Genomic DNA, 19,157 nt, shown 5'->3' on the forward strand with positions numbered 1-19,157 from the left:
TCGATAACAATCAAAACAAACGAGGGCAGGATATGACCAGCATTGCATTTATCGGTCTCGGCAATATGGGTGGCCCGATGGCCGCCAACCTGGTCAAGGCTGGCCACAAGGTGACGGGCTTTGATCTCGTCGAAGCCTCGCGCGCGCAGGCCAAGGCCGATGGTGTGACCGTCGCGGCTACCGCCGTCGATGCCGTGAAGGGCGCCGAAGTCATCATCACCATGCTGCCCGCCGGCAAGCATGTGGTGTCGGTCTGGAGCGAGGTGATCCCGGCAGCCGCGAAGGGCGCGCTGATGATCGACTGCTCGACCATCGATGTGGAAAGCGCGCGCAAGGCCCACGGGCTCGCAGCCGCGCAGAGCCTGCCATCGGTGGATGCGCCGGTCTCCGGCGGCACCGGCGGCGCCAAGGGCGCAACGCTGACCTTCATGGCTGGCGGCGCGGCCTCGGCCTTTGCATCGGCCAAGCCGATCCTCGAAGCCATGGGCAAGAAGATCGTCCATTGCGGCGATGCCGGTGCGGGGCAGGCGGCCAAGATCTGCAACAACATGATCCTCGGCATTTCCATGATCGGCGTTAGCGAGGCGTTTGTGCTGGCTGAAAAGCTGGGCCTGTCGCATCAGGCGCTGTTCGATGTGGCGTCCACCTCGTCGGGCCAGTGCTGGTCGCTGACGACCTATTGCCCGGTGCCGGGTCCGGTGCCGACCTCGCCGGCCAACAACGAATACAAGCCCGGCTTCGCCGCCGCACTGATGCTGAAGGACCTCAAGCTCTCGCAGGAAGCCGCCAAGGCCGCCGGCGCACAGACGCCGCTCGGTGCTCATGCCGAGAGCATCTACGAAACCTTTGATAAAGACGGGCAGGGTGGCGTCGATTTCTCGGGGATCGTGAACCACCTGCGCAAGCTGGCGAAGTAAACTCAGTCGTCGTCATCCTGAGGCGCGAGCGTAGCGAGCCTCGAAGGATGGCAGCGGAGCTCCTGGCCATCCTTCGAGGCCGTCGCAAGGGCGACGGCGCCTCAGGATGACGGTGGAGTTTATAGAAGTATAAAAACAAACAGGGTGAGGAAGCATGACCACGTTCAAGCAGGCCCGCGCCTTTCTCCTCGAACATCGCACCGACTACGACAAGGCCGTCGCCGGTTTCCGCTGGCCCGATGCCGTCGATTTCAACTGGGCGCTCGACTGGTTCGATGCCGAGCTCGCGTGCGATCCTGCAAGCAAGGATCGCCCGGCGCTGTGGATCGTCGAGGCCGCCACCGGCAAGGAGACAAAGCTTTCCTTCGCCGACCTCTCGCGCCGGTCCAATCAGGTCGCCAATTTCCTGCGTGCGCAGGGGCTGAAGCGCGGCGATCATCTCCTGCTGCTGCTCGGCAATGTCGTGCCGCTGTGGGAGACCATGCTGGCGGCCATCAAGCTCGGCGTTGTCATCATCCCCGCCACGACGCTGCTGACCTCGGACGAATTGCAGGACCGCCTTGATCGCGGCAAGGCGAAACTCGTCGTCGCGGCGGAGGATCAGGTCGCTAAATTCAGCAGTTTAAAGACCGCAGGCGTCGGGCAGATCGTCGTCAATGCGGCGTCGCCGCACGACGGCTGGCTCGCCTTCGAGACGTCAGCGGATTTCCCCGAGACTTTTACCCCGGATGGCTCGACCAAAGCCGACGATCCGATGCTGCTCTATTTCACCTCGGGCACCACGGCGAAGCCAAAGCTCGTGCGGCATAGCCAGCGCAGCTATTCGGTCGGTGCGCTCACCACCATGTACTGGGTCGGACTGCAGCCCGGCGACATCCATCTCAATATTTCGTCGCCTGGCTGGGCCAAGCATGCGTGGAGCTGCTTCTTCGCGCCGTGGAATGCCGGCGCCACCGTGTTCGTGGTCAATCAGCCGCGCTTCGATGCCAAGAGCCTGCTCGCCACTATCGGCCGCTGCGGCGTCACCACGCTCTGCGCGCCGCCGACCGTGTGGCGGTTGTTCATTCAGGAGAAGCTTGCGGACACAAAGGTGTCGCTGCGCGAAGTCTGCGGTGCCGGCGAGCCGCTCAATCCGGAAGTGATCGAGCAGGTGCAATCCGCCTGGGGCCTCACCATCCGCGATGGCTATGGCCAGACCGAGACCACGGCACTCGCTGGAAATTCGCCGGGGCAACCGGTGAAGGTCGGCTCCATGGGCCGCCCATTGCCCGGCTACACCGTGAAGGTGATCGATGCCGATGGGCAGCCGGCGAAGGAAGGCGAGGTCGGTCTCGTGCTCGGCAGCCATCGCCCGGCGGGCCTGATGCAGGGTTATCAGGCCGATGACGGCAGCGTCACCGGCGCCAGCGGCGAGATCTATCGTAGCGGCGATGTCGTCTTCGTCGATGACGACGGCTATCTCACTTTCGTCGGTCGTGCCGATGACGTGTTCAAGTCCTCGGACTATCGCATCTCGCCGTTCGAGCTCGAAAGCATCCTGATCGAACACGATGCCGTCGCCGAAGCCGCCATCGTGCCGAGCCCCGATCCCATTCGTCTGGCGATCCCGAAGGCCTATGTGATGCTGGTCGGCAGCGCCAAGCCTGATGCCGAAACCGCGCTGTCGATCTACACGCATTTGCAGGAGCGCCTTGCGCCCTTCAAGCGCATCCGCCGCATCGAATTCGTCACCGAATTGCCGAAGACGATTTCCGGAAAAATCCGCCGCGTCCATCTGCGCCGCCTCGAACATGAGAATGACCGCCAGGACCCGCTGCGCGGCGTCGAGTTCAAGGAAGAAGATTTTCCCCAGTTGCGCGGCGGATCGAGTATCGGCAGCGGCTAGAACTCGTCATTGCGAGGAGCGAAGCGACGAAGCAATCCAGGGTGCCCCAGAAAGGAAGAACTGGATTGCTTCGTCGCAAGGGCTCCTCGCAATGACGGCTGAGGGGAAGGGCGTTCCCTAAGCCAAAAGGTGCAGTTTTAGGGGCTTGGCATCGCCGTCCTCTTTGTGGAATCTGCGCGCGCAAACAATAAGGGAATACCGATAACGATGATCTCGCGTGAAGCCTATATGGCCATGGTCGGCAAGGAAGTCGGCGTCTCCGAATGGCACCTGGTCGATCAGGCCCGCATCAATGCCTTTGCCGCCGCCACCGAGGATCACCAGTTCATCCATGTCGATCCTGCAAAGGCCCGCGAGACACCGTTCGGCACCACCATTGCGCATGGCTTTCTCACCATGTCGCTGCTGTCGGTGTTCTCCTATGAGGCGCTGCCAAAGCTCGCCGATGTCGCCATGGGCGTGAATTACGGCACCGACAAGATCCGTTTTCTGTCGCCCGTCAAAGCCGGCTCGCGCCTGCGCGGCCGCTTCGTCCTCACCGAAGCGACCTTGCGCAAACCGAATGAATTGTTCACCCGCACATCGGCCACCGTCGAGATCGAAGGCGAGGACAAGCCGGCGCTGGTCGCCGACTGGCTCGGCCTCGTTTACTTCAACTAGGAGAATCCCTCATGACCATTCGCTTTGACGGCCGCGTGGCCATCGTCACTGGCGCCGGCAATGGCCTCGGCCGCGCCCATGCGCTTGGCCTCGCAAAACTCGGCGCCAAAGTCGTCGTCAACGACTTTGGCGGCGCACGCGATGGCACCGGCGGTTCGCTGACCGCTGCCGAAACCGTGGTCGAGGAAATCCGCGCTGCGGGTGGTACGGCGATGGCTGATGGCGCCGACGTCTCGAATTTCGAACAGGTCACCGCCATGGTGGAGAAGGCCACCAAGGAATGGGGCAGCGTCGACGTGCTCTGCGCCAATGCGGGTATCCTACGCGACAAGTCGTTCGGCAAGATGGAAGTGGCCGATTTCCAGAAGGTGCTCGACGTGCATCTGGTCGGCACCTTCTATTGCTGCAAAGCCGTGTGGGACGGCATGCGCGCGCGCAACTATGGCCGCATCGTGCTCACCACCTCGTCCTCGGGCCTCTATGGCAATTTCGGCCAGGCCAATTACGGCGCCGCCAAGACCGGCATGGTCGGCCTGATGAATGTGCTGGCGGAAGAGGGCCGCAAGACCGACATCCGCGTCAACATCGTCTCGCCGACGGCGGCGACGCGCATGACGGAAGAGCTGCTGCCTGCCGAGGCGCTGAAGCTGATGAAGCCCGAAGCGATCACGCCGGCGGTGGAATACATGCTGAGCGAGAACGCGCCGACCAAGACCATCATGGGCGCCGGTGCCGGTTCGTTCGCGGTGATCAGGATCCTCGAAAGCGAAGGCAAGAATTTTGCCGAGGATCAGTGGACCGCGGACACCGTCGCGGCGAACTTTGCCGAGATCAGCGACATGTCCAATGCCCGTGTGCTCGATGGCGCCTTTCATCAGACGCAGAAATATGTCGAGCAGGCAGCAAAGAGGCTCGGCCTCAAGCTGTAAAGGTTGATCTGTAGGGTGGGCAAAGGCGCCCTTGCGCCGTGCCCACCTTGACCCGACTAGCACTTGGAGGTGGGCACGCTTCGCTTTGCCCACCCACCATGCTACGCCGCTCGGATGATCGATATTCCGACAATCGACGTCGCAGTGATCGGCGCCGGGCCAGCCGGCCTCATGGCCGCCGAAGTGCTCACGCAAAGCGGGGCCCGCGTCACGGTCTACGACGCCATGCCCTCCGCCGGTCGCAAGTTTCTGATGGCTGGCCGCGGCGGCCTCAATCTCACTCATAGCGAGCCGCTGCCGGATTTTCTCAAGCGCTATGGTGCGGCGCAGGCGAAGCTCGCCCCGGTGATCGAAGGTTTCACGCCGACCGATCTGTGCGCCTGGAGCGATGCGCTCGGACAGCCCACATTTGTCGGCTCCAGCGGCCGCGTGTTTCCCGAGGCCTTCAAGGCATCGCCGGTGTTGCGCGCGTGGCTCCGTCGGCTCGGCGAGAGCGGCGTGAGTCTCGCGTTCCGTCATCGCTGGATTGGCTGGAACGCTGATGATGCGTTGAGATTCGAGACGCCGGAAGGCGAAAGGCTCGTATCGGCAAAGGCAACGATCCTCGCGCTCGGGGGTGCAAGCTGGGCCAAGCTTGGCTCGGATGGCGCATGGGTCGATCTGCTCGCTGCGAAGGGAGTCGCCATCGCGCCATTGCGACCGGCTAATGTGGGCTTCGATGTCGCGTGGTCGGATGTCTTCAAGGATCGTTTTGAGGGGCAGCCCCTCAAAAGCATTGCGCTGTCCTTCGGCGCACATGCCGTTCGTGGAGAGGCGATGGTCACGCGCTCCGGCATCGAGGGTGGAGGGATCTATGCACTGTCGTCGGTGTTGCGCGAGGCCGTGATGGCGGATGGCAAAGCCGTGCTCCAGATCGCCTTGCGGCCTGATCTGACGAACGATGAATTGAGGGCGAAGCTTGCTGCACCGCGTGGAAAACAGTCGTTCTCGAATTTTTTGCGGAAGGCGCTGCATCTGTCGCCGGTGGCAATCGGGCTGTTACAGGAGGCGGCGATAGCAGAGGGCGTTCAAGTGGCTGCGCTCGCGCCCGAGAAACTCGCGTCGCTGATCAATGCCGTGCCGGTGACGCTCATCGGTGTTGCACCGATTGCGCGCGCGATCTCCAGCGCTGGCGGCATCGTGTTCGACGAGATCGACAATGCCTTCATGCTGAAGCGCATGCCAAGCGTGTTCGTGGCCGGCGAGATGCTGGACTGGGAGGCGCCGACCGGCGGCTACCTGCTGCAGGCGTCGTTTGCGACGGGCGTGGCGGCGGGGCAGGGCGCGTTGAAATATCTCGGATCGTAGAATGTTGCGATCGACGATATCCCCACCGTCATGGCGGGCTTGTCCCGCGTATCCACGTCTTAGCCGCAAGCAGCGGAAGACGTGGATGGCCGGGACAAGCCCGGCCATGACGGAGGAAAACTCAGCGCAGCTTCCCGCGTGCCGCGATGGGCAGTGTGCCGATGATCTCATCCCCGCGCACCATCACCACTTCGTCGAACATGTTCACCACCACGCAGACATGGTTCGGCACGATGCGCACGACGTCACCGACATTCGGGCGCGTATTGCTGCGGGCGAGATCGAGGAAGCCGTGTTCCTCGGCGAATTTGGCGATCTTCGCTTCGGGATGCTCCAGGATCAGGCCGTAGCCGTCGAGGCCGCCGGTGTCCGGTGTCAGCGTCTTCGAGCCTGCATCGAGAATGCCGCGCTCCGGGCCGGCGCGGCTGACCACCGTGGAATAGACATTGAGCGCGCAGTCGTCCCAGCTGGCCGAGCCGGCTGCGACCTGCATGCGGTCGTTATAGATGTAAGTGCCGAAACGATGCTCGGTGGCGCCCTTGAGCGAGCCGACATTTTTCAGGTTCGGCGTGCCGCCGGTGGAGACGATCAGCGGCTCCAGGCCTTCAGCGCGCACACCGGCGAGGGCTTCATCGAAGAATTTTTGAGCATCGGCCCAGCCGTCTTCGGTCGGATACAGCATGAAGCCCGCAAAATTCAGGCCCTTTGCCGCTTTCACCTCACGCGCCAGCGCGATGGCCTCGGCCGGCGTCTCGACGCCGGCGCGCTTGCGGCCGGTGTCGCATTCGATCACCACATTCACATCGCGGCCGGAGAGGGCGGCGGCCTTCGGCAGGTCGCCGATCACAACGGAATTGTCGGCGGCGACAGTGATATTCGCCTTCGCCTGCAGCGCGCCGAGCCGCGCCATCTTCTCATCACCGAGCAGGTTGTAGCTGATCAGGATGTCATCGATCCCCGCATCGGCCATGATCTCGGCCTCGCCGAGCTTCTGGCAGGTGATGCCTTTCGCGCCGGCCTCGATCTGCAATTTGGCGAGTACCGGGCTCTTATGCGTCTTGATATGCGGGCGATTGGCGATGCCGGCATCGTCGCAGACCTTCTGGATGCGTGCGATGTTGCGCTCTACGCGGTCCATGTCGATGACGAGGGCTGGTGTGCCGTATTCGCGGGCGATCTTGGCGCCGAGGGATGTGGTCATCGATCACTTGCTCCGGTGCTTCGCCGTCGTCCTTCGAGGCGCGCAAGATGCGCGCACCTCAGGATGACGGCTTCCATTCAGTTCGCAGTATAAACTCTGCCGTCATCCTGAGGTGCGAGCGCAGCGAGCCTCGAAGGATGCAGCCCCAAACTCACGCACTCTCGATCTCTTCACGGAGCATTTCCAGCTCCAGCCATCTCTCTTCGGACTCGCTGAGCTGCTGCTGCGCGCTCGCAATCGCGGCACTCGCCGCATCGAACTTCTTGCGATCCTTCGTATATAGCGCGGGATCATCCAGCAGCTTCTGCTGCTTCGCAATCTCGTCCTGCAGCTTCGCCATGGTCGCCGGCAATGTGTCCAGCGCGTGCTTGTCCTTGAAGCTCAGCTTCTTCTTCGCGGTAGGCGCCGCGGCAACAGACTCAGCCTTCGCTGCTTTCACCGCCTCGGCGCCACCCTTCACACCCTCGCGCGTCAGGTCCGCGCCGCGCTGTGCCAGCATGTCCGTATAGCCGCCGGCATATTCGACCCATTTGCCATTGCCTTCCGGCACGATCACCGAGGTGACGACTCGGTCGAGGAAGTCGCGGTCATGGCTGATGAGCAGCACCGTGCCCTCGTAATCGCTGAGCATTTCTTCCAGCACGTCGAGGGTTTCGAGATCGAGGTCGTTGGTCGGTTCGTCCAGCACCAGCACGTTGGACGGCTTGGCCAGCGCGCGCGCCAGCATCAACCGGCCGCGCTCGCCGCCCGAGAGCACTTCCAGCGGCGTGCGCATCTGCTCCTGCGCAAACAGAAAGTCCTTCATGTAGCTGACCACATGTTTCGGCTTGCCGCCGACCATCACATGATCGCCGCGGCCGCCGGTGAGGGCTTCGGCGAGCGACCATTTCGGATTGAGGCTTTCGCGATGCTGGTCCAGCGTCGCCATTTCCAGATTGGTGCCGAGGCGGAAACTGCCGCTATCCGGTGCTTCCGCGCCGGTCAGCATGTTCACCAGCGTGGTCTTGCCGGCACCGTTCGGGCCGACAATGCCGATGCGGTCGCCGCGTTGGATGCGGATGGAAAATTCATCGACGATCTTGCGGTCACCATAGCTGCGCGAAATGCCCTTGGCTTCGACCACGAGCTTGCCGGATTTGTCCGCTTCGGCCGCAGCCAGCGTTGCATTGCCCTGCGCGCCGCGATAGTCGCGCCGCTGCGCGCGCAGCTCGTGCAGGCCGGCGAGGCGCTTGACGTTGCGCTTCCGGCGGCCAGAGACGCCGTGGCGCAGCCAGTGTTCTTCATCGACGATCTTGCGGTCGAGCTTGTGCTGGTCGCGCTCTTCCTCGGCCAGAACCTCATCGCGCCATTCCTCGAAATTGTTGAAGCCGCGATCGATCTGGCGGATCTGGCCGCGATCGAGCCAGGCGGTGCCGCGCGAGAGATTGCCGAGAAAGCGGCGGTCATGGCTGATCAGCACCAGCGCGCAGCGACGGCTCAGCAACTCGCCTTCCAGCCACTCGATCGTGGTGAGGTCGAGATGGTTGGTGGGCTCGTCGAGCAGCAGGATGTCGGGCGAGGGCGCCAATGCGCGCGCGATCGCCGTGCGCCGCGCTTCGCCGCCGGAGAGATGCTGAGGGTCTTCCTGGCCGGTGAGGCCGAGCTGTTCGAGCAGATATTGTGCCTGATAGTGATCATTGCCATCGGCCATGCCGGCTTCGACATAAGCGAGCGTGGTCGGATAGCCGGAAAAGTCCGGCTCCTGCGAGAGATACTGCACGGTGGCGCCGGGCTGCACGAAGCGGCTGCCGCTGTCGGGCTCCACGGTGCCGGCCACGATCTTCAGCAGCGTCGATTTGCCGGAGCCGTTGCGGCCGATCAGGCAGAGGCGGTCGCCTTGGCTTACCGTGAGTTCGACGCCCTTGAGTAGCGGCGTGCCGCCAAAGGTCAGCGAGATATCCTTGAGCTGGATGAGCGGAGGAGCCATGACGTCAGTTCAACTTTGTTTCGGGGCGCTGGCCTGATCGCGCTGGATGCGGCGGATCGTCTGGTCGAGCGCAGAGAGAAAGGCCGAGCGGTCGCGCGGCGCGAATGATTTGGGCCCGCCGGTGATCTCGCCGGTGGAGCGCAGGTCGGTCATGAGATTCCGCATCGCCAACGTCATGCCGATGGATTGTTCGGTGAACGGCTTGCCGTTCGGCGCGATGACGGCCGCACCAGCCTTCACGCAGCGGCTGGCGAGCGGTATGTCGGCGGTGATCACCACGTCGCCTTTCACGGCGCGTTCGGCAATCCAGTCATCGGCGGCGTCCATGCCGGAGCCTGCGGCGATGCATTCGATCATCGGGTCCTGCGGGACGCGCAACCAGGTTCCCGCCACTACGCTGACCGGCAGGTTGAAGCGCGCGGCGACGCGATAGATCTCGTCCTTCACCGGGCATGCGTCAGCGTCGATATAGATGCGGGTCGTCAAAGCGTGCCTGTGGTTTCGGTGTCACAACGCCGGCGAGAATGTCAGTCATTTTCGCCGGGGCCGGGTGGCGTGGGCGGGACGCGGTTCCCGCTGCCTCGCCTTGCCTCGCGCGGGGTGAGGGGTATCATCTCCTGAAAGCGAATACCAATCTTCGCGAGCGTTCGGGAGGGAACATGACACAGCGGATCGCGCCCTATCGGGTCGAGGCCTTCAACACGGCCAAACAGTCCGAAAACAAGATGCATGACGATACCGTGGCGCAGAAATTCGGCTTTTCCGGCGGGCTGGTGCCGGGCGTGGATGTGCTGGCCTATATGGTGCACCCGGCGGTTGCGCATTGGGGGCGGGAGTTTCTGGAACGCGGACTGATCGAGGCCCGGTTCATCAAGCCGGTTTATGACGGCGAGACCGTCGATGTGACGGCGGAACAGGCTGGTGATGGATTGAAACTGGGTGTCGAGGGCAAAAGCGATGTCCGCGCCAGCGGCTCGGCCTCGCTGGCGGCTTTCCCGGTTGTTCCGGCGCTCACCGACTATCCGGAAATCCCGGCTGTGGCGAAGCGGTTGCCGGTCAGCGCCGATTCTTACGCGCAGGACAAATGGCTCGGTACGGCGCCGCGGGTGTGGCCGGAAGACGGGCTTGCCGAATATCTCGACGAGGTGCGCGAGACCGAGGAGATGTATATGCGCGAAGGCCTCGTGCATCCCGGCGTGCTGCAGCGGATCATGAACAAGGTGCTGGTGGACAATGCCGTGCTGGGTCCGTGGATTCACGTCGGCAGCCGCATGCAGTTGCTGGCGGCGGCGAGCGTCGATGACGAATTGGTGGCGCGGGCGAAGGTGACCGGCAATTACGAGAAGAAGGGCCACCGCTTCGTCGAGCTCGATGCGCTGGTGGTCGCGAACGGCATCACGCCAGTGGCGCATTGCCAGCATGTGGCGATCTATCAGCCGCGAGAAGTGGTGGCGGCTTAGTTCTTTTCCTTCCCTCAAGCGGCGCTTTCTTTTTCCCTCACCGGAGCGAAGCGACTGGGGAGGGTGGCGCGGCGCGAGCACTTGCGAGCGACGTGACGGGTGGGGTGTTTCCACGAACACTGACGTCAAGTGGGGATGGACCCCACCCGGCGCTACGCGCCACCCTCCCCATTCGCTGCGCTCCGGGGAGGGAGGCCATCAGCTCCGCGTGTCACATCACGCCACCTTCGCCGCCTTCCCGTCCTGGATCGCGCGCCAGATCCTCTCCGATGTCAGTGGCATGTCGAGATGCGTCACGCCGTAGTCGCTGAGCGCATCCACCACGGCATTGACGACGGTGGCGAGGCTGCCGGCGCAGCCGGCTTCGCCGCAGCCTTTGGTGCCGAGCGGATTGGTCGTGGCCGGCGAGGGGTGATCGCCGATGGCCATCGGCGGAATGTCGCCGGCGCGGGGCAATGCGTAGTCCATGAAGGAGCCGGTGATCGGCTGGCCCGATGCATCGTAGCTGACCTTCTCCATCAGCGCCTGGCCGATGCCCTGCGCGACGCCGCCATGCAATTGTCCGGCGACGATCATCGGATTGACGATGGTGCCGAAGTCATTCACCGCGCTGTAGCGCACGATGGAGAGCACGCCGGTGTCCGGATCGATCTCCACTTCCGCCACATGGCAGCCATTGGGGAAGGTCGATGGCGGGCCCTCGCTGGCGTGATCGACATCGAGTGTCTCCGGCGCGCCCTCGGGCAGCTTGCCGTCACGCAGGCGCTGCGACAGCTCCATGATGTCGATGGACCGATCGGTGCCGGCAATCGTAAAGCGTCCGTCCTCGAATTCGATATCCGCCTCGGATGCTTCCATCAGATGTGCCGCGGCGCTCTTGCCCTTGGCGATGACGAGATCGGACGCTTCGACGATCGCCTGGCCCGATGCGGTGATGGAGCGCGAGCCGCCGGTGCCATTGCCGGTGCGCACGAGATCGCTGTCATTCTGCTGCAACCGGATCGCATCAAAGGGCACGCCGAGCCGTTCCGACAGCACCTGCGCAAATGGCGTCGCATGGCCCTGGCCGTAATCCAGCGTACCCGTGGTGATGGTCACGGTGCCATCGGGCTCGAAGGTCACCTTGCCGAGTTCGGGCGAAGGTGGTGCTGTGACTTCGAGATAGGAGCCGACGGCAATGCCGCGCAGCTTGCCGTTCTTCTTGGCCTCGCGTTTGCGCTTGGCGAAGCTCGCATGGTCTGAAATCGCCAGCGCCTTGTCGAAGACGCCCTGGAAATCGCCGCTGTCATAGGTGACGCCGGAGGCTGCGGCGAAAGGCAGTTGCGATGGCTTGATGAAATTGCGCTTGCGCAGCGTCAGTCGGTCGATGCCCATCTCGTCTGCTGCGCGGTCGATCAGGCGCTCCATGAAATAATTCGCTTCGGGGCGTCCGGCGCCGCGATAGGCGCCCATCAGCGTGGTGTTGGTGACCACGCATTTGATATCGACGCCGATCAGCGGCGTGCGATAGACGCTGGGCAGATTCTTGCCGGTGTTGAGCGACAGCGGCAGCGGTGAGACGCCGGTGATATAGGCACCGAGATTGCCGTAGCCGGAGACGCGCGCGGCGAGAAACTTGCCGTCCTTGTCGAGCGCGAGCTCGGCATGGATCTGTTGCGCGCGGCCATGGCTATCAGACAGAAAGCTGGACGAGCGCTCATCGAGCCATCTCACCGGCTTGCCCAATTCCTTCGCCGCATGCAGCAGGCAGATATATTCGGGATAGCTCACATTCTTCATGCCGAAGGAGCCGCCGACATTGCCGGTGAGAATGCGCACCTTCTCGGCGGGCACATTGAGATGGCGCGCCAGCGTCGCGCGATTGCCGGAGACGCCTTGCGTCGGCACTTGCAGGATGTAGCGATCGGTCTTCTTGTCGAACGACGCTAACGCACAGCGCGGCTCCATCGACACGACGGCGACGCGGGTGTTTTCGATATCGAGTTTTGTCACGTGCGCAGCGGAGGCGAAAGCCGCCTCGATCGCGTCGGCATCGCCATAGTGATAGTCGAGCGCGACATTGTTCGGGATGTGCTCATAGAGCTGCGGAGCGCCCGGCATGGTCGCTTCCTCAGCCGACGTCACCGCGGGCAGCGGCTCGATGTCGAGGTCGATGGCTTCGCCGGCATCGCGGGCCTGTGCGAGCGTTTCGGCGACGACGAAGGCGACGGGATCGCCGACATAGCGCACGCGATCTGTCATCAGCGCCTGCCGATTGGTCTGCAGCAGCGGCGAGCCATCGCGGTTCTTCATCGGGATGCCGACCGTGAAAGGCTTGTAGTTGGCCTCGGCAATATCGGCGCCGGTCCAGATGCCATGGACGCCGGGCATCGCCCGGGCCGCCTCGGTGTCGATCTTGCGGATGACGCCATGAGCATGCGGGCTGCGAACCACCCAGGCATGGAGTTGGCCGGGCAGATGAAGATCGTCGGTGTAACGGCCCTTGCCGCGCACCAGTGTATCGTCTTCCTTGCGCCGGACGGGCTGGCCGACCCCGTATTTTTGCATCGCAATGGAATTGTCGCGGGAGCCGGTAAAATCCTGCATGGGGACGTCCATTTGACTGTCAGGGACCAGTGGGCTCGCGGTCCACCGGGGAATGACCTGAAATAGGACGCCTGACCGGGCGTCACAACGTCCGATTGGGCATGGCGCGGGTGCGAAGGTTGCGCCAATCCCGTGCCCTGCTAAAGTTTCCGTGAGAATGGTTTCCATGTCGGCCCCGAGTCTTCGGGCTTTGGCCGCGGAAAGACCTGTTAGATGGATGACACCACGCGGCTCCGCGCTTCGCCGGAGCCGGTTGAGGTGCAGGGATTGGAGCAAGGGGTTGTGGTGGCTGCGCGCGCGAGCGATGCGGTCAATCCGGCCGTCTATGCCGCGCTTGATCTCGGCACCAATAATTGCCGCCTGCTGATCGCCGCGCCCACCGGCGACAGCTTTCGCGTGATCGATTCGTTTTCGCGGATCATCAGGCTCGGCGAGGGCGTATCGACATCGGGTCTGATTTCCGATGCCGCGATCAATCGCGCCATTTCGGCCCTGAGCATCTGCCGCGACAAGATTCGCGCCCGCGATGCGACGCGCCTGCGCCTGATCGCAACGGAAGCGTGTCGCGCGGCATCCAATTCCGACGAATTCCTTAGCCGTGTCGCCGAGGCGACGGGCATCACGCTGGAGATCATCGACCGCGAGACCGAAGCGGGTCTCGCGGTGATCGGCTGCTCGCCGCTGATCGACCCGAAAGGCAAGGGCGCGATCCTGTTCGATATCGGCGGCGGTTCATCGGAGCTGGTGCGCATCGAGCGCGATGCCGCCGATCCGAACGGACGGCCGTTGATCAAGGCGTGGATGTCGATCCCGCTCGGCGTCGTCACGCTGGCGGAAAAGTTCGGCGGCAAGAATGTCACCCGCGACTCCTATGACCTGATGATCGCCGAAGTCGCGCAGCATGTGGCGCCGTTCGCGGCGGAGCACGGCGTCGATCTCGACGGCATGCATTTGCTCGGCACGTCGGGCACGGTGACGACGCTGGCCGGTATCCATCAGGGCCTGCAGCGCTACGACCGGCGCCGCATCGACGGCATCTGGCTCGACAATGCCGAGCTCGATGCGACCATCACGAAGCTGATGGGCATGGGCTATGCCGAGCGCGCCGCCAACCAGTGCATCGGCCCCGACCGCGCCGATCTGGTCCTGTGCGGCTGTGCCATTCTCGACGCCATCCGTGCCGTGTTCCCGCTCCCGCGACTCCGCGTCGCCGATCGCGGCCTGCGGGAGGGCATGCTGGTGGAAATGATGCGCGAGGACGGGGTGATCCGGACGTCGTAGAGCATGATCCCGAAAAGTGGGTACCGGTTTTCGGACAGGATCATGCTCCAACCGAAATAGGACCGGTTCGGCTTTTGCGGCGGGCCGTGTTAAGAGACGCGCCAAACCCGAAAGCAAGCATTTACCGATGGCAAAAGACAGTACCGGCCGCATGCGCGTCCAGGTCAAGAGTGCCGGCAGGCTGAAACTGTCGTCAAAGCTCTGGCTGGAACGGCAACTCAACGATCCCTATGTGCAGCAAGCCAAGAAAGACGGCCTGCGCTCGCGCGCGGCCTACAAGATCATCGAGATGGACGACAAGCACCGCTTCCTGAAGCCGGGCGCCTCCGTCGTCGATCTCGGCGCAGCACCCGGCGGCTGGAGCCAGATCGCCGCGCGCCGTGTCGGCTCCGCCGAAGGGCGCGGGCAGGTGATTGCCATCGATCTTCTGGAGATGCCCGAGATCGTCGGCGTCACGTTTGCGCAGATGGATTTTCTTGAAAACGACGCGCCGGACAAACTGAAGGAAATGATGGGCGGCCTCGCCGACGTCGTGATGTCCGACATGGCGGCTAACACCACCGGCCACCGCAAGACCGACCAACTCCGCATCGTCGGACTGGTCGAGGATGCGGCCGCCTTCGCAGCCGACGTGCTCAAGCCCGGCGGCACCTTCATCGCAAAAGTCTTCCAGAGCGGTGCCGATGCCGCGCTGATGGCCCAGCTCAAGCGCGACTTCGCGACGGTGAAACATGTGAAGCCGGCTTCGAGCCGCAAGGATTCATCCGAGCGTTATGTGTTGGCGATGGGTTTTCGCGGCACGCCGGGCGGGACGAGCGACGAAGAGGCGGAAGACTAAGCCGCTTCCTCGTTACGCGTCGGGCGGATCAGCACTTCGGCTGAAATACCGAGCTCTTTGTGCAAGCGGCGGATCATGTCGATGGACAGTCCGCGTTTGCGGTTCATGATTTCAGCAACACGGGCGCGCGTGCCGATCAGCGGTTCGAGATCCTTGCGCGTCAAGCCAAGCTGCTCCATTCGAAACTGAATGGCATCGATCGGATCGGGCGTGTCCATCGGATAGGCGCGGCTCTCGTAAGCATCGATCAATGTGATCAGTAGATCGAGCCGGTCGCCATCCGGTGTTCCGCTTTCGGCGCCCCAAAGGCGCTCGACCTCAGCCATTGCAGCTTCATGGTCGCTCTCGCTTCGGATCGGCTTCAGGTCATTTGTCATGCTGCACCTTGGTTACGTCGATCTTGTCATAGGCTTTGTGAGTGCCGAGCCATTTGATCCAGACTGTCGCCGCGTTGAAATTGACCGACACGACGAGGCGATAGTCGTTGCCTTTGATGTTGAAGACGATCCGCTCTGAAGTGACGATGCTCGCGGTAACGTAACGACGTTTGATGTCAGCGGTTGTCTTCCACTCGGCCTTGCTGACTTCGTCAAACCAGGCATCGAGCGCAGCCTTCACCGCCGGCTGATCTCTGTGGCCAGCCAGAGAGGCGACGAACCTCAGCAAGGTGCTACGGGCAATGACCCTCATGGACACAAATTATCATGCTCCCAATATGGGAGCAATAGTTTTACCCCAGTCGCTGATCGCGCGTATCTTCCGTCGTCTCGCTGGCGGCCTTGGCGGCGGCGTGCTCTGCGCCTTTCTTCTCGCCCTTGCGGCTGGCGATATCGACGGCTTTGCGGCCGGAGATTTCTGCGCCAGCATCGGCAGGCATCTGCCAGAAGAACCAGGCAGATGTGGCTGATATCAGCGCCACCACGAGGAAGGCTGGCGCAAAATCGCCGGCCGAAAGCTCCGTCATGCCGCGCCAGACCATCGTGCTCTCCACGCTGAACGCGCCGATGGCGACGCCGGCAGAAATCGAGAGTTGCTGGGCGACTGCGGTGAGCGTGGTGGCGCGGCTGAGTTGCGCCGGCTCGACTTCCGCAAACGCCACCGTGTTGATGGCGGTGAATTCGAGCGAGCGGAAGAAGCCGCCGACCAGCAGGATCAAGAGGATCAGTGTCAGCGGCGTGGAGATCGTGAACAGCGCGCAGACCGCGAGGAAGACCGAGCTGACGAGCGCATTCACGGTCATCACATTGCGGAAGCCGAAGGCGCGGATGATGCGTGTCGCCAGCGTCTTCATGCCCATGGCGCCGACCGCCGAGCCGAAGGTGACCATGCCGGACTGGAACGGCGACAGGCCGAAACCGATCTGCATCATCAGCGGCAGCAGGAACGGCAGCGCGCCGATGCCGAGGCGGAACAGGAAGCCGCCGATGATCGCCGCACGCAGCGTCGCATAGCGCATCAGCGAGAAGTCTAGCACCGGCGAGGCCGTGCGCTTGGCATGGATGAGATAGAGCACCATCGAGACGGTGCCGATGATCAGCAGCGCGGCGATGATCTCCCATGGCAGCAGATTAAGGCCGGCGACCGAAAGGCCGAAGGCAATGCCGGCAAGGCCGACGCCGGCCAGCACGAGGCCGAGCAGGTCGAAACGCTCGGGATTGTCCGACTTGATCGGATCGATATAGCGCTGCGCCAGATAGATGCCGAGAAAGCCGATCGGGATATTGATCAGAAAAATCCAGTGCCACGAGGCGTAAGTGGTAATGAAGCCGCCGAGCGGCGGTCCGATCACGGGCCCGATCAATGCAGGGACCGACATCCACGCCATCGCATTGACGAGGCCGGCCTTGTCGATGGAGCGCACCAAGACGAGACGCCCCACCGGCGTCATCATCGCGCCCCCTAAACCCTGGATGATGCGCGCGACGACGAAATGCGTCACCGTCTGCGACAGCGCGCAGCCGATCGAGCCGACCATGAACACGCCGATAGCGACGGAGAACACGGTGCGTGCGCCGAACCGGTCGGCGGTCCAGCCGGAGGCGGGGATGAACACGGCGAGGGAGAGCAGGTAGGAGGTGATCGCCAGTTTCAACGTCAGCGGGCTGGTACCGATATCGGCGGCAATCGCCGGCAGCGATGTCGCGATCACCGTGGAGTCCATGTTCTCCATAAAGAGTGCGGCGGCGACGATCAGCGGGATCAAACGTTCCTTGGACATCATGCGGCGAGGTGATCCCGGCTGGCTGGTGCGGATTCTTGTCGATTCTTCCTGATCTTTGTCAGCGCGCTTTAACACCATGGCCCGGGCGGGCCATTGCGCTCTGCGGCTGCCTTAATGACGGTCCCGTGAAGAACGGAGGCCGGCCAGGGCGGTGCGAATACCGTCGGTAAAAATCCCTGTGCATGGCTGCCAAACACTTTGATTCCGCAGGGCAGCATGCTATCGACCACCGCCAATCCTATGTTGAGGGTCAAGAGTCGGCGACGGTGATGCACCGCCGCCGCTTTGGTGCATCCTCAGTTTCACGCGCGGCGCTCGCCGCTGAACGGAGTTGGCCATGGCTGTCGTCACCAAAATTCGCGAAGCATTCACCTTCGACGACGTGCTGCTGAAGCCCGGCCTGTCGGACATCCTGCCGTCGGATGCCGACATCCGCTCCCGCGCCACCCGCGCCGTGCCGCTGAACATCCCCATCATGGCCTCGGCCATGGACACGGTCACCGAAGCCAAGATGGCGATTGCCATGGCGCAGGCCGGTGGCCTCGGCGTCATCCATCGCAATTTCGACCCGGAAGGGCAGGCCGCGCAGGTCCGCCAGGTGAAAAAGTATGAAAGCGGCATGGTGGTGAACCCGCTCACCATCAGGCCGGATGCCAAGCTCTCCGAAGCCCTCGCGCTGATGAACGAGCACGGTTTCTCGGGCATTCCGGTGGTCACCGGCGCGTCGCCGAATGTGCCGGGCAAGCTGGTCGGCATCCTCACCAATCGCGACGTCCGCTTCGCCACCAATCCGGACCAGAAGATTTCCGAACTGATGACCCACGAAAATCTCGTGACGGTGCGTCAGGGCGTGAGCCAGGACGAAGCCAAGCGCATGCTGCACAAGCATCGTATTGAGAAGCTGCTGGTGGTGGACGACCAGTATCGTTGCGTCGGCCTGATCACCGTGAAGGACATGGACAAGGCCGTGGCGCATCCGCTGGCCAGCAAGGACGCGCAGGGCCGCCTGCGCGTTGCCGCCGCGACCACCGTCGGTGACGGCGGCTATGAGCGCACCGAGCGCCTGATCGATGCCGGCGTCGATATCATCGTCGTCGATACCGCGCATGGCCATTCGGTCCGCGTGCTGGAAGCGGTGAACCGCATCAAGCGGATCTCCAATGCCGTGCAGGTGATCGCCGGCAATGTCGCCACCACCGAAGCGACGCAGGCGCTGATCGATGCCGGCGCGGATGCCGTGAAGGTCGGTATCGGCCCGGGCTCGATCTGCACCACGCGCATCGTGGCCGGCGTCGGCGTGCCGCAGCTCACCGCCATCATGGATGCGGTGGAAGCGGCCAAGAAGGCCGACATCCCGGTGATCGCCGATGGCGGCATCAAGTTCTCCGGCGACCTCGCCAAGGCACTCGCTGCCGGTGCCGATATCGCCATGGTCGGCTCGCTGCTGGCCGGCACCGACGAGACCCCCGGCGAAGTGTTCCTGTGGCAGGGCCGCTCCTACAAGGCCTATCGCGGCATGGGGTCGGTGGGCGCCATGGCCCGCGGCTCGGCCGACCGCTACTTCCAGCAGGACATCAAGGACACGCTGAAGCTGGTGCCGGAAGGCATCGAGGGGCAGGTAGCTTACAAGGGGCCGGTCGGCAATGTCGTCCACCAGCTTGCCGGCGGCCTGCGCGCCGCCATGGGCTATGTGGGCGCCAAGACCCTGACCGAATTCGCCGAAAAGGCCGAATTCGTCCGCATCACCAGCTCCGGCCTGCGTGAAAGCCACGTCCACGACGTGACCATCACCCGCGAAAGCCCGAACTATCCGGGCGGCCGTTGAGGAACTCACGGGAAAAGCTCAGCTTTTCCTGCCTAAATTGG

16 protein-coding genes are annotated in these 19,157 nt (G+C 63.3%); 9 read left to right on the forward strand and 7 right to left on the reverse strand.

Translation table 11 applies throughout. The annotated features are described in order from the left end of the window. Positions 1-32: 32 nt before the first annotated feature. The 5 genes from mmsB (at position 33) to RPMA_RS12835 (ending at position 5,738) form a co-directional block, all read left to right on the forward strand. Positions 33-917: a 3-hydroxyisobutyrate dehydrogenase gene (gene mmsB / locus RPMA_RS12815; RefSeq protein ID WP_211913155.1), complete on the forward strand. Its 885-nt coding sequence runs from the start codon at positions 33-35 to the stop codon at positions 915-917. 154 nt (positions 918-1,071) lie between these two features. Next, on the forward strand, positions 1,072-2,802 hold the full coding sequence (locus RPMA_RS12820) for an AMP-binding protein (RefSeq protein WP_211913156.1): 1,731 nt from the start codon (positions 1,072-1,074) through the stop codon (positions 2,800-2,802). 207 nt (positions 2,803-3,009) lie between these two features. Further along, the gene (locus RPMA_RS12825) at positions 3,010-3,462 is read left to right on the forward strand and encodes a MaoC family dehydratase (protein WP_211913157.1); all 453 of its coding nucleotides are present in this window, start codon (positions 3,010-3,012) and stop codon (positions 3,460-3,462) included. A gap of 11 nt (positions 3,463-3,473) precedes the next feature. After that, a complete protein-coding gene (locus RPMA_RS12830; RefSeq protein WP_211913158.1) occupies positions 3,474-4,391 on the forward strand; it encodes an SDR family NAD(P)-dependent oxidoreductase in 918 nt (305 codons plus the stop codon). Positions 4,392-4,505: 114 nt separating this feature from the next. Beyond that, positions 4,506-5,738, forward strand: coding sequence for a BaiN/RdsA family NAD(P)/FAD-dependent oxidoreductase (locus RPMA_RS12835; RefSeq protein WP_211913159.1), 1,233 nt, complete (start codon positions 4,506-4,508; stop codon positions 5,736-5,738). Positions 5,739-5,859: 121 nt separating this feature from the next. Here RPMA_RS12835 and RPMA_RS12840 read toward each other — a convergent pair whose 3' ends face one another. The 3 genes from RPMA_RS12840 to RPMA_RS12850 all read right to left on the reverse strand — a co-directional run bounded on the left by RPMA_RS12840 (position 5,860) and on the right by RPMA_RS12850 (position 9,391). Then, a complete protein-coding gene (locus tag RPMA_RS12840) occupies positions 5,860-6,939 on the reverse strand; it encodes a D-TA family PLP-dependent enzyme (RefSeq protein ID WP_211913160.1) in 1,080 nt (359 codons plus the stop codon). Positions 6,940-7,090: 151 nt separating this feature from the next. Beyond that, positions 7,091-8,905 carry an ABC-F family ATP-binding cassette domain-containing protein gene (locus tag RPMA_RS12845; protein WP_211913161.1) on the reverse strand — a complete coding sequence of 605 codons (1,815 nt, stop codon included), beginning with the start codon at positions 8,903-8,905 and terminating at the stop codon, positions 7,091-7,093. A gap of 9 nt (positions 8,906-8,914) precedes the next feature. Beyond that, complete coding sequence (locus tag RPMA_RS12850) at positions 8,915-9,391, reverse strand: YaiI/YqxD family protein (RefSeq protein WP_211913162.1); 477 nt, start codon at positions 9,389-9,391, stop codon at positions 8,915-8,917. Between the two features lie 173 nt (positions 9,392-9,564). Between RPMA_RS12850 and RPMA_RS12855 the strand changes: the two genes are divergently transcribed. Then, complete coding sequence (locus tag RPMA_RS12855) at positions 9,565-10,365, forward strand: hotdog family protein (protein ID WP_211913163.1); 801 nt, start codon at positions 9,565-9,567, stop codon at positions 10,363-10,365. A gap of 216 nt (positions 10,366-10,581) precedes the next feature. Here RPMA_RS12855 and RPMA_RS12860 read toward each other — a convergent pair whose 3' ends face one another. Beyond that, complete coding sequence (locus RPMA_RS12860; RefSeq protein ID WP_211913164.1) at positions 10,582-12,951, reverse strand: xanthine dehydrogenase family protein molybdopterin-binding subunit; 2,370 nt, start codon at positions 12,949-12,951, stop codon at positions 10,582-10,584. 213 nt (positions 12,952-13,164) lie between these two features. Here RPMA_RS12860 and RPMA_RS12865 point away from each other — a divergent pair, with 213 nt between their 5' ends. Further along, positions 13,165-14,232, forward strand: a complete 1,068-nt coding sequence (locus RPMA_RS12865) for a Ppx/GppA phosphatase family protein (RefSeq protein WP_211913165.1) — start codon at positions 13,165-13,167, stop codon at positions 14,230-14,232. A 127-nt stretch (positions 14,233-14,359) separates the two neighbouring features. Next, the gene (locus tag RPMA_RS12870; RefSeq protein ID WP_211913166.1) at positions 14,360-15,070 is read left to right on the forward strand and encodes an RlmE family RNA methyltransferase; all 711 of its coding nucleotides are present in this window, start codon (positions 14,360-14,362) and stop codon (positions 15,068-15,070) included. Here the strand turns inward: RPMA_RS12870 and RPMA_RS12875 are convergent. Genes RPMA_RS12875 through RPMA_RS12885 form a run of 3 tightly spaced genes read right to left on the reverse strand, consistent with a single transcriptional unit; the run spans position 15,067 to position 17,291 of the window. Next, the gene (locus RPMA_RS12875; protein WP_211913167.1) at positions 15,067-15,447 is read right to left on the reverse strand and encodes a helix-turn-helix domain-containing protein; all 381 of its coding nucleotides are present in this window, start codon (positions 15,445-15,447) and stop codon (positions 15,067-15,069) included. The two genes, RPMA_RS12870 and RPMA_RS12875, sit on opposite strands and share 4 nt — an antisense overlap. Further along, positions 15,437-15,760, reverse strand: coding sequence for a type II toxin-antitoxin system HigB family toxin (locus RPMA_RS12880; RefSeq protein WP_211913168.1), 324 nt, complete (start codon positions 15,758-15,760; stop codon positions 15,437-15,439). Before RPMA_RS12880 ends, RPMA_RS12875 begins: the two co-directional genes overlap by 11 nt. A gap of 40 nt (positions 15,761-15,800) precedes the next feature. Beyond that, a complete protein-coding gene (locus tag RPMA_RS12885) occupies positions 15,801-17,291 on the reverse strand; it encodes an MFS transporter (RefSeq protein WP_249225654.1) in 1,491 nt (496 codons plus the stop codon). Between the two features lie 337 nt (positions 17,292-17,628). Here RPMA_RS12885 and guaB point away from each other — a divergent pair, with 337 nt between their 5' ends. Continuing rightward, complete coding sequence (guaB, locus tag RPMA_RS12890) at positions 17,629-19,116, forward strand: IMP dehydrogenase (RefSeq protein WP_211913169.1); 1,488 nt, start codon at positions 17,629-17,631, stop codon at positions 19,114-19,116. Positions 19,117-19,157 lie beyond the last annotated feature (41 nt).

The sequence above is a fragment of the Tardiphaga alba genome (assembly GCF_018279705.1).
Classification (GTDB): Bacteria; Pseudomonadota; Alphaproteobacteria; order Rhizobiales; family Xanthobacteraceae; genus Tardiphaga; species Tardiphaga alba.